The organism is Methylobacterium sp. J-088 (assembly GCF_022829295.1).
Lineage (GTDB): Bacteria > Pseudomonadota > Alphaproteobacteria > Rhizobiales > Beijerinckiaceae > Methylobacterium.
This window is the reverse complement of record NZ_JAKSYH010000232.1, coordinates 43,319-54,897: the sequence shown is the minus strand read 5'-3', so window position 1 is coordinate 54,897 and position 11,579 is coordinate 43,319. Positions and strand designations below refer to the sequence as shown.

Here is an 11,579-nt window from a genome sequence, read left to right as displayed (position 1 = left end):
ACCGCTGACGTTGCATTTATGGTCTTTGTTTGAAAATAATTACCCGATCCAATCAAGATAATACGGTGATGATTGATAGTATCTGATCGAATTACATGTCGAACTAGGCGTTCTCGTTCAATCCCGTTCCGTTGCAAGCCATTTCAGTACATGGCCCCGAAGCCCCAACGAGCATTGCCATCGCCCCGGAACATGGGGGATCACCCTACGGACGGGAGGGCATGACCTGAGGCGCGGGGCGGCCTTTTCGATCACCTGACCCCTGATGACGATGCCGCGCACGCGGCCTTCTCAACGGCTGGAGGCCGGCATGACCAAGTCCAGGATTTTCTTCACGGGAGACACGCACGTGGGGCATCGTGGCATCCTCTCGCCGAGGATGCACGCGGCCCGTCCGTTCGCTTGCATCGAGGAGCACGACGAGACGCTGGTGGCCCGGTGGAACGAGGTGGTCCGCCCCCATGACACGGTCTGGCACCTCGGCGACTTCTGCTATCGCTGCAAGGAGGACTACGCGCTCGGCATCTTCAACCGCCTGAAGGGGCGTCGCCTCCTCGTGCGAGGCAACCACGACAAGGTCGCTGCAAGGCTACCCTGGGACGGGCCCGTCGTCGATGTCGCCCAGGTCGTCGTCCAGAATCCCGACGGGTCACCCCAGGGGCTTTTCCTCAGCCATTATGCTCATCGTGTCTGGCCGCGGATGCATCGTGGCGACCTCCACCTGTACGGCCATTCGCATGGCAGCCTGCCCGGCACCGCCACGAGCACCGATGTCGGCGTCGATTGCTTCGACTGGCGGCCCGTGACCCTCGAAAAGATCCGCGTGCGCCTGGCGGATAACGCCGCACGAACCGGGCCGCCTGCATGATGCCCCGTGAGACCGGCCGGACCGAGGCGGGACCGCCCCGGGCGCGAGAGCGGCCCTCGCCCCGGATCGATGATGTCCTCGCCCTGTCGACCGCGTCGCAGGCTGACGGTTCGCCGGTCTAGGGGGCCTTGTGGAAAAGGGCTGCGTGAATGGCCATCGATACGCTTCACGAAGGAACCTGCCGTAATCCATGGGCGAGCGGCAGTTCCCTCGTCGCAGGCGGAATTGATCCATGGCGCTCATCACGCAGGCCCAGGCGCGGCCTTACCTCGACAGGGAGTTCTACGAGACGACGAGGACCACGGGCCTGCTGACCTACCGGGGGCCGGCCGTCGTGGCGCTCGCCTATGGGTGCGGCCTCCGGGTGACCGAGATCCTCAGGCTCAAGCGCAAGCAATGGCGCGTCGGCGGCGAGGGTCGGGTCCGGATCGATCCCGACGAGGGTCCACCCGGTACGCAGCGGCCCCTGTCGTTCGGACGGGTGGTGCCGATCGCGGATCACGTCGCCAAGCTCGTTGACGACTACCTGTCTCGGCTGCCCAAGCAGCCCGGGCCGGATGACTGCCTGATCCGCTCCGCGGAGGGCGGGGATATCAGGCGCAATGAGTTCAACGGCCTGATGAAGATGCCGGGCCGGGGAATGGACGACGTTGAGTACCGTACGCTGGCCTCGTTCACTGCAGCATTCGCCTGCGCCATGGCCCATGAGGAGGATGAGCGCCTAGCCGCCTACGTCATCGGCGGGCGCCCACCTGACGGGTCGCCGTGGGTGAAGCGTGCGCCACCATGGGAGCAGGTTATGACGATCTTCCGAAGGCATTCCCCACTCTGGAAGATCGATCGTAGCTTTTACCATGCCATTCGCCGTAGGGGCGATGTCGTTCGCTGACGAGATCGCATAAATTACTTAAGTGCCTTCACGTGCTCGTACAGTGACCGAAGGTGTTGATCGGACATATCTAGAATTGGCTCATACATGAACGAGTTAAGGTGGATATTCTCAGGTGTCATTAGTGAGACTCGGTCAAGGACCTCGACACACTTAGTTTCCGTCTTGAACCGCTTTTTAAATTCTCCGAGCAGTTTCCCCGTTTGGCTCGCCGTGATGGAGCCGGTCACGGCTGGGTCAGCGATACGGACAACCATGTACTCCTCGGCCTTGAGACGTATGGCGATGGATAGAACAATTTTGTTCTCGAAATTTATGCCTTCCGGGGCGTTCAGGCAGGCCTCGGCTTCCTTGCGTATGAGCTCCACAACCGTTCCAGGGCCGGAGGTGTCGGGTATGGCGGGATCGAACAGACGATTGTAGACGGCAAAGATCTCGGCTTCCAGGATCCCCGCCATGGCGTCCTTCCAATGAAGTAGTGATGTCAGCCTGTCGAAATCGGCGTGATCTTCGCCCTTGGTGAATTCGATGAGATTTCGCATGAAAGGTATCGACGCAATTCGTTTTTTGGCGTCAGAGCTGAAATGCAATTTCCAGTCGTTCACGAAAACATTCTTGATACCTGTAGCTGGATTGAGCGATACGCCTTGCGCGTCCTTGGAGACCATAAGACTACCGGGGTAGCCGACGAGCCGACCACTCAGCGTTCTGAAAAAATCGAAATTATGGGTCAAGATAATTTGCCTGAAATTTCCACCGTCCAGTATATCCTTTAGATATTGTATAATGGCATATTTATTTCTGTAATCAAATGAGTCTGCAATATCGTCAACGATTAGCAGGGTTTTTTGGGAGGCTGCTGTTCTAGCTTCGATCTCAAATATAATGTTGAGGATGTAGAGGGCCTTTTTTTCGCCGGTACTGAGGACAGAGATTAGGGCGGAGCGTTCGACCGGTACGCTTTCCTCGTTGTCTTCAAAAGTGAACCCAAGGGTAAGGAGTGGCTCCTGTCCAAGAATGACCGACGTGCGATTTTTGCACTGCAGTTTAAATGGAACGAAGAACCGACTGTTAAAAATGTCAATAACATCTTCCCACTGCGTTCTTTACTTTCCGGCTTGTTCTTCAATCTCGCTACGACGTTTTTCAGCGCTTCGGTACTTTTCGTTTAAATCATTATAGCAATCAATGTTTTGAACGATGAAAGATTTCCATACCAACTCTTTGAACTCAGCTATATTTGAGAGATAAGGCAAAATATCTTCATTCTCAGAGAGGTATGCCTCAAGCGACCGATTATTTGTATTTTTAGAAAGCAGCTTCTCGATCTGCGCAAAGGTCTTTTTGAGCGTGGCATCAGTAGAAATAGTTTCCTTTTCATTTGCAATCAGCTGTTCAAGCTGTTTTTCGTCGGCAATATCAATCGCCTCATCCGCGTTTAGCCGGATCGAATGTTTGGCGCGGAAGAAGCCGTTGTCCGCGAGATTCTTGGCAATGGTGGATGCGTTATAATAATTGAAGACACCTTTTTTAAAGTAAGTGGAGGCTTCTATCAACTCGTTGTACTTACGAATATATGAATCAAGTGCTGTTTTGACGTCCTTAGCTCCTAGAACTTCGAGGGCTTTTTCGTCAAACACGAGATCGTATTTTAGATTAGCGAACGGAGCTTCTTTCTGCGCTGTTACCTCCTCTTGAATACGTCCCAAAGCTTTATAAAACTGGTTGTCGCTAGGCGTGAATGTTGAAGATATCTCCTTCTCCAAATCCCGCTTTGAACCGGACTGAACCTTCATCGCTTTCAGAAAGGTGTCCTTGGCTCGGTCGATGTCCACGTGGAGTTGCTCATACTCTTTACGAAGAGCGGCGTTCACGAGGAGAGTAGAAGTCTTGGGAGAATGCCCGAGCACCTCATCGTAGGGGAGGACAACCAGAATGCTCTCGGCCGGCAGCGCCGATCCCGCTTCATCTACGATGTCGCTCTTTGAAACCCGCTCTGGAAAGATTTTGTCGCTCGCCTTCTTCCCACTCGACGCGTCGGAAAATGTTTTGGCGAGAGAAGATTTCATTGCGCCGTTCGGCGCGTAGATCGCGAACGCCCCCCGCTTCGAGAAGTCAAATTCGTGTTTGAGCTTTTTGATGCCGTAGCAATACTCAAGGTCGATTGATAATTTCATCGGTGCTCTCAACTGTTTCCAATTAGTATAACATGTGCGCCGGCGCGCCCCCAGGTGCCATGGGCCTCTGCACAGCGATTTCTTTGCCCCCTTCCCCCCCACCCCCCCCGCGCGCCGCAAGCTGGCCACGACCTTACGGTCAGTGCGGAGAAAAGATTGGGATCGTGAGTGTCCGAAAGCCGTCCTTCCGAGCTCCCAAATCGAGCCGACGCCGAATGGCCGCCCTGTCGTGGGCTCGGTCATATCCAGAAATTGCTAGACGACGCTAACTCTCGATGTCCAAGTGCTAGCGCTGGCATTTCCCGTCCGCGAAGCAGGCTCTTGACGTTGCCTTCATACGTATCGGACTGTCCCGTCCGGAAGCTTCGCCAGGACGCGCGGCCAGGGTAGCGCATCCCGGCAATGATCAATCGAGAGACGCCAGATCCCGCCAGCGCAAGGCTCCACGACCTGCTGGGCTACGTCGAGCAAGTCGTGAGGCTCGACGAAAGAGCGGCCATGCGGTTGAGCGAGCATAGGCTTCCGACCGGGCAGGCGTTCATCCTCCACCAGCACGAACTCCATGCCCTCCCGGGCGTCAGGCACGACCTGGTCGACGAGGAGGGACCGATCTGGCTTTCGGTTCAGCGGTTGCGGCGAAGCACGCCGCCGGCTCCGCCCGAGGAGGCTGCGGAATGGCTGGAAATTGCTCCCGATCCGGAACGTCGGCCCCGGCTGCTCCCGTTCCTGATCCGAACCATCCCGGTGGGCGAGAAGGACGGGCTCGTCTCGGCAGAGTTGGCGCGGGCCGAGGATTGCTCCGAGGCGCTGATCCAACCCGAAGGGGATATCCAGCTCTGGGATGTCCGGCTGCGGATCGAGGATAGGGCCGACGTGCAGGCGGCGGCAGAGGCTTGGATCACGGAGAGGTGGCTGCCCTGGTCGCTGGCGGAGGGGCCGGTCCGTCGATCACTGGCCCTGTATCAGCGCCTTTTCGAGGTGGCGCAGTTATCCGAGCTCGGCGGCGGAGACCGGCCTTTCGAGCTCGTCTGGGGCATGGGCCTGGCACGTTGGAAGAAAGAGGATCGGGAGATCGATCTGCCCCTCGTGGAGCGCTTGATCGAGGTCGAGGTCGACGATGCCGCCGGGGCCGAGATCCGCATTCGTCCTCGCGCCGCCGCGGCCGCAGTGAACCTTCGGGCCTACGAGGACATGGGCGTCGAGGGGGTCATGCTGGCCCACGATGCGGCCCGACGCGCCATCGCCGTTCTCGATCCGGACGAAGGCATCTCACCCTACCGTCGCGACGATTTCGAGCCGATTCTTCGATCCTGCCAAGCCCGACTTGATGTCGAGGGCGGGTACCTACCGGACCGACTGACGCTAGCGCCCTACGAACCCGTGCCCGGCGCAGGCGAGAACCTTACGGTGTCCGACCGCTGGGTGGTTTTCGCCCGCCACAGGTCGGACAGCTTCCTGCTGGCGGACATCGAGAACCTGAAGCGCTCCGTGAAACGCGCCGCGGAGGAACATGATCTCCCGGGTCCAGCACGGACGTTGGTCATGGGGCCTGCGGACAAGCCGTCGGGTGATCTCTGGCGCCCCCTGAGCGACCGAGTGGGTGGGACGGTCGATCACGCGCCCGAGCCGGTCGGCGCAGCCGAGGCCGGCGACCTGTTCTTCCCTAAGCCATTCAACGACGAGCAGATGGAGATCGTGCGGCGGCTCGAAGCCACGGACGGGATCGTGGTGCAGGGCCCGCCCGGAACCGGCAAGACCCACACCATCTCGAACATCATCTGCCACTACATGGCGACCGGTCGGCGCCTCCTCGTCGTCTCGCATGGCGAGCCGGCCCTGGCAGTGTTGCGTGACCAACTCCCCGACGGCGTGCGCGACCTCGCCATCAGCATCACCGCAACCGAGCGCGAGGGCTTCAAACAGTTGGAAGCGGCGGTCCGCCTTCTTCAGTCGGTGGTCGAGAGCATCAAGCCATCGGAGCAGTCGCGGTTGATCCGGGACCTCGAAGCGTCGGTTGTGGGGCTTCGGGGCCGGCTGAACGATGTCGACGCGGAGATTGAGCGGTTTGCGCTCCGCCAGCTCTCCCCGGCATTCGGTAACGAACGCCCCGCCGAGCTTGCGCGGCGGGTCGCGCTCTCGGCCGTGCGGCACGATTGGTTTGAGGACCGTCCAAGCGATGCTTCCCTCGATGCGATGCCGCGGGACCAGGACGTAGCCGGCCTCCGCTCGGCGCGCCTCGCCCTTGGAGCCCGTCTCGAACACATCGACTGTGTCCTGCCGTCAATCCATGACCTGCCGGACGGCGATGTCATCGCGCGGCTGCACGATGACTTGGTCCGGTCCATACACCTGGCCGAGGCGGCGGCGAGCGAACCCTCGATCCGGGTGCGGATCATGTCCCCAAAGGACGTCGCCAAGGCGCTTGAGGCGGCGTCGGAGCTAGGGTCCCTACGCCGGGCCAAGGACCTGGCGGACGATACACCGTGGCTGCGGGCGCTGGCAGAGGACATCCTCTTCGCGGCCGGCGAGAACCGCATCGTCGACCTTGTAAGACGCTTCGCCGAGGACGCCCGGCCCATCGCCCTGGAACGGGAGCGGTACCTCGGCCTTCCCGTCGAGCTCCCCGAGCCCTTCGAGCCCGCTTCGCGTGAAATCGCCGGCATCGTTCGCCGGTTGGCTGCGGAAGAACCGGTGTTCGGGTTCTTCGCTTTTCGCGAGAAGTCGCTGCGTCCGATCGTCGACGCCATTCGGGTTCAGGGGCGTCCTCCAGCCGGGCCCGGGGATTGGGCGCACGTCCGGGATTATCTGGCGTGGCGGGATGCCGTCGCATCGCTCGCGATCCGCTGGCGGGCGCTGGCCGACGAGATCGGCGCTTCCCCGGTCGCCACGGCCCGCGAACTCGGTCAGCTTGTCGGGACGCTCGATGCCATCCTCGTGGGGGCCGAACGCGCGACGCGCGTCCTTGGCGAGGCGTTCGCGGATCTCGTCCCGGGCGGCGGGTCCGTTCGCGACCTCTGGCTGGATCGCCGAAGGCTCGACCTCGTCGAGAAGGCTTTCCGGAATGCCGCGGCTGCGGCGCAACTCTCCGCATCGCGGAACGAGATCGATCGGCTTCAGACACTTTTTCCCGAGACAGCCGGGAAGATCGGTCAACTCGCCCGCGATGTCCTATCTGAGGCCGTCGGACGCCAGGGGGTGGGGGCAGACCAGATCTCGTCCCTATGGTCCGCCCTGCGTCGGCAGATCGACGACCTGGCTCAGGGCCGGGGCTACTTCGAGGTGGTCCGATCGATCACCGAGGTCATCCGCCTAGGCGGTGCGCCGGTCTGGGCCTCACGCCTTCGCAGGGAACCGGCCCAGGACACGGCAGACCCGCTGCTGCCGGGGGATTGGCGCGAGGCCTGGGAATGGGCGGTGACGGCCGCCTACCTGAGACGGATCGATGACCGGGACAGGCTGAGGACGCTCGCCGACGAGCGCGTCCGGCTCGATGCCGAGGTGCGGAAAACCTTCGAACGGCTCGTCCGCGAGCGGACTTTCTACGAGCTCGGTCGCTCGATGACCGGGACGGTGCGCGCGGCCCTGATGATGTTCGCCACCGCCCTGCGCAAGACCGGCAAGGGCACCGGCAAGGGTGCCGTCCGCCATCGACGCGACGCTCGCTTGGCCATGGCGCAGTGCTACGCCGCGATACCGTGCTGGATCATGCCGGCGTGGCGTGTCGCCGAGCAGTTGCCCGGCGAGGTCGGCTCGTTCGACCTGGTGATCATGGACGAGGCCTCACAGTCGGACATACGCGAACTCCCCGCGCTGCTACGTGGCAGGAAGATTCTCGTGGTCGGCGACGACAAGCAGGTGAGCCCGTCCGCCGCCTTCATCGAGAACGCCAAGATCGACCGGCTGGAACACGGGTTCCTCAAGGGCCAGCCCTTCAGGACCCTGCTTCTGCCGGGGGCATCGCTCTACGACCTGGCGAAGGTGATGTTCCCGGACAAGCTCGTCATGCTGAGGGAGCATTTCCGCTGCGTCGAGCCGATCATCCGGTTCTCCATGGAGTTCTATCCCGAACCCCTGGTGCCCCTACGCGTGCCGACCGCGCACGAGCGGCTCGATCCTCCGCTCATCGACATCTACGTCCCGGACGGTCGCCGTAAGGGCGACAAGCAGAACCCCCGCGAGGCCGAGGTGATCGTCGCCGAGATCCGCAAGCTCGTCGACGATCCGGGCCTTGCTCGCATCGAGGCGCAGGACCGTTGGCGAACGATCGGCGTCGTATCCCTCATCGGATCGAAGCAGGCCGCCCTCATCAACAAGATGCTCCTGGAAGAACTCGGCGAGGATCTCGTGAGGCGCCACCGCATCGCCTGCGGCGACAGCGCCACCTTCCAGGGAAACGAGCGCGACGTGGTCTTCCTGTCGATGATCGCCGATCCTGACAGTAAGCAGTCCCAGACCGCCACCCAGTTCGAGCAGCGCTTCAACGTGGCGATGTCCCGGGCCCGAGATCGGTTGGTGCTCGTGCGATCCGTACGGGAGGACGAGCTCAAGCCGAACGACCTCAAGGCACGGGTGATACGGCACTTTCGCGACCCGATGGCAGGTGTCGAGGCCCGAACCGGAGATCTGGAGGCCCTCTGCGATTCCGATTTTGAGCGCGACGTCCTCAGGCGTCTCGTCGGGCGCGGCTACCGGGTTCTCCCGCAGGTCGGCGCGCTGGGCTACCGGATAGATCTCGTCGTCGAGGGCGCGAACGGACGCCGCCTGGCGGTCGAATGCGACGGTGACAGGTACCACGGCCCGGAGCGTTGGGCGGACGACATGCGTCGGCAGCGCATCCTGGAGCGTGTCGGGTGGCGCTTCTGGAGATGCTGGTCGTCGAGTTTCATTCTCGATCCGGATGGCTGCATGCTTGACCTGTTCGAGACGCTCGAACGAGCCGGCATAGAGCCCGGTGGCGCAGCCGAAATCCAGTCCGGCTACACCCTGCACCGAACGGCGGTACGGTCAGGAGAGACCGTGGGCGGCCTGCTGGACGTCTCTATCAACGACGGTGCCATCGAAACTCACGCAGAACATGATCTGCGGGAGGGACCTGTAAAGCCGAAGGGCGATACCTCGCCTGGAGGGGTCAAGGCGGGCGATAGGGTCGTGTTACGTTATCTCGACGACAACAAGACTGTCACCTTCACGCTGGCCCATGGGCGCCAAGACGACGCGAACGGACGGCTCCCCATAACTTCTCCATTGGGGTCGAAGCTGCTCGGGGTCTTCGAGGAAGACGAGATCGAGTTCGATGCCGGCGGCCGTATCCGGCGCGTCCTCGTGCTGAGGACAGAGCGCCCCCATGCGGTTCACTGATCGCATGCCGCTGCTGGCGGTTGAGCTTGACGGTCGGTACCAATCGTTGATCATCCGCGAAGGGTGGATTTCTGCCGGTCCGCTCCCGAGCGGCGCAGGTATCGAAGCGGACATCGCTGTTCCGCCCGTTCTCGACCCTTCACAGACCCTCGAATAGTCCGCTTCGCGGCAGCTTGATGAAGGATGACCTACGTCGGGGTTGGGTGGAATTCGGCTGGTCTGCTTCTGAGCTACAGGGTAGTAAAGCGGTTGTCTCGGGGGCGACCGCTTATGCTATGGTAGGGACATTGCCGACAGCAGCATCTGCAGAAACCTTCGGGGGCCTCCTTGATCCAACAGCGTGCAGCACTTGTGATCGGAAACGCCAATTACATCGGCCCGAACACAAAGAAGCTTAGAAATCCCGTCAATGACGCGGCGGCGATCGCTAAGAAGCTTAAAAAATATGGCTTTGCTTTAACATCGGTTTCTGATGGCTCATTTGCAGAGATGCGCGATGCATTAAGTAAATTCCAAGCCACCATACAACCTCAAGGTGTTGCTTTGATATTTTTCGCCGGTCATGGCATCCAGATTGATGGCGAGAACTTCCTTTTCGCCTGCGATACGGATGCTAGCGGCGAAAATCAAGCGAAGTATTCTTCGCTTTCTCTCAATCAAGTAATCAATGTTCTCGATCGATCGGGAGCGGACACTAAGATTGTTATTCTTGATGCCTGTCGTGAAAACCCGTTTGAGGCTACATGGCATCGATCGAGCACAAATCGCGGTCTCGCCTCAGTGTTCGCGCCACGGGGGACGATCATCGCTTTTGCAACATCGCCGGGGCAGATCGCGGCCGATGGCCTGTCTAGCAATGGCGTCTACACTGGCGCGTTGCTGCAGCACATCGACGATCCGGATACGCCGATCGAAACTCTATTCAAACGCACACGCAACACTGTCGCCGCCGATACTGGCGGGAAGCAAATTACTTGGGAACACACTTCTCTGGCTGGGGACTTCTATTTCAACACAAGTGCAACGAGCTTCGTGACCACCTATGCGTCGTCATCACTCGCCGACAGCTTGTTCGTCCTCGATCCAGGCAAACCCTCACACCAAATCATCCGAGGCTTGAAAAGCATCGACTGGTACGCGCAAAATCCAGCGATCGACCGTCTGACAGCGGCGTTCGCGAACACGGTCAAGGACGAGACGCTCTTTGTCGTCGGCCGCAATATATATCAGGCTGCGCACGGTGGCGCCCGATCGGCGGAAGCTTTCATCCGGAATTTCGTCGGCAATACTAGCGGAATGAAGCAGGCAAAAATTCGTGCTCTTCTAGATGGCATCATTTTTGAGATTTTCTTCGACTCTAAAGGCAAATTGCGCGAAAAAGTTAAAGGAAATATGTTTGATGAAGTGTTCGATTTGCAAAAATTCCCACAATTTAAAGACAGCTTCGACTTCATTGCGGAAACTCTGATTGGGGCGCACGGCGATTTTTACGTGGTCCCTGGCAAGGGTCATACGCTATCAACAACGGTTGTCACAAAGGCCGAGAAGCGCGGCAATCGGGTCACCGGCGTATTCATTAATACAGTCGACGTCTTTAGCGCAACCGACCCTGAGTATGCAGTTGAAGAAGGCGAGCCGACGCTGGCGCGAAGCATAAGTCAAGACGCTTTTGAAGATGAGCTCGCAAAGGAGTTGATCGTCCCGAAACGCCTACTGCAGGTGAGATACACGCCAGCGCTTCAACCGGGTGAAAAGATCCGGTACCCCTATGGCTGGGGGGTCTCTAAAAAGTAGCCCGAAGGCCCCTGAGAACGTGTCAACGAGTTTCAGGACCGCAGTCCCTGCCTCCTCATCCCGACATCTATTCGGCAACCCACTCCGAGCAGAAGCTGCCCGACGGCTGACGGATGATTGCTGTGGGGAAACGCCGGAAGCGATCTGAACGGCTGGCATGGGTCGGAACTAGAACGTCCGCTTCGGGGCGGAGGTCCAGCGTCCGCTTGCCACCCCGAGCGGAAGTTGCCTGACGGCCGACGGATGACCGCTTATGGGATGCCTCCATGGTGAGCCGGGCGGCCAGGTTGGGTTAGGACCCGTCCGTCTGCCCTACCACTGGGTTGGGTCGAAGTTGGTCCCCGCGAGTAGATGTCGGCCGTCAGGCTGCGATCGTTGAGCTAGGCCGCAGCTTCGTCTTGAGGCTTCCGCACGCGCACGCCATCGCGGGTCTGGCCAGCCGACTTGTAGGCGATCGCCATTAAGCCCTCCGCAAGCGGCGTCTTGGCCATCG

6 protein-coding genes are annotated in these 11,579 nt (G+C 60.1%); 4 read left to right on the top strand and 2 right to left on the bottom strand.

Going from position 1 to position 11,579, the window contains the following annotated elements; translation table 11 throughout:
• Positions 1 to 310 precede the first annotated feature (310 nt).
• Together MKK63_RS25280 and MKK63_RS25275 are read left to right on the top strand one after the other, a co-directional pair.
• Entirely contained in the window at positions 311 to 868 is a 558-nt protein-coding gene (locus tag MKK63_RS25280) for a metallophosphoesterase (RefSeq protein ID WP_279574863.1), read from the top strand.
• Positions 869 to 1,100: 232 nt separating this feature from the next.
• Positions 1,101 to 1,757: a tyrosine-type recombinase/integrase gene (locus MKK63_RS25275; RefSeq protein WP_244006567.1), complete on the top strand. Its 657-nt coding sequence runs from the start codon at positions 1,101 to 1,103 to the stop codon at positions 1,755 to 1,757.
• Between the two features lie 14 nt (positions 1,758 to 1,771).
• Here the strand turns inward: MKK63_RS25275 and MKK63_RS25270 are convergent, their stop codons facing one another.
• Entirely contained in the window at positions 1,772 to 2,491 is a 720-nt protein-coding gene (locus tag MKK63_RS25270) for a hypothetical protein (RefSeq protein WP_244006566.1), read from the bottom strand.
• A gap of 372 nt (positions 2,492 to 2,863) precedes the next feature.
• On the bottom strand, positions 2,864 to 3,934 hold the full coding sequence (locus MKK63_RS25265; protein ID WP_244006565.1) for a hypothetical protein: 1,071 nt from the start codon (positions 3,932 to 3,934) through the stop codon (positions 2,864 to 2,866).
• Between the two features lie 498 nt (positions 3,935 to 4,432).
• Between MKK63_RS25265 and MKK63_RS25260 the strand changes: the two genes are divergently transcribed.
• Both MKK63_RS25260 and MKK63_RS25255 read left to right on the top strand, forming a co-directional pair.
• Entirely contained in the window at positions 4,433 to 9,292 is a 4,860-nt protein-coding gene (locus tag MKK63_RS25260) for an AAA domain-containing protein (protein ID WP_244006563.1), read from the top strand.
• A 303-nt stretch (positions 9,293 to 9,595) separates the two neighbouring features.
• Positions 9,596 to 11,086 (top strand): caspase domain-containing protein, encoded by a 1,491-nt coding sequence (locus MKK63_RS25255; protein WP_279574867.1) that lies wholly within the window; start codon positions 9,596 to 9,598, stop codon positions 11,084 to 11,086.
• The last annotated feature ends 493 nt before the right edge of the window (positions 11,087 to 11,579 follow it).

What these genes read in the sequence shown, in the direction of transcription:
- MKK63_RS25280 (WP_279574863.1), top strand. Translation starts at nt 311, where the DNA reads ATGACCAAGTCCAGGATTTTCTTCACGGGAGACACGCACGTGGGGCAT.
- MKK63_RS25275 (WP_244006567.1), top strand. Translation starts at nt 1,101, where the DNA reads ATGGCGCTCATCACGCAGGCCCAGGCGCGGCCTTACCTCGACAGGGAG.
- MKK63_RS25265 (WP_244006565.1), bottom strand. Translation starts at nt 3,934, where the DNA reads ATGAAATTATCAATCGACCTTGAGTATTGCTACGGCATCAAAAAGCTC.
- MKK63_RS25260 (WP_244006563.1), top strand. Translation starts at nt 4,433, where the DNA reads ATGCGGTTGAGCGAGCATAGGCTTCCGACCGGGCAGGCGTTCATCCTC.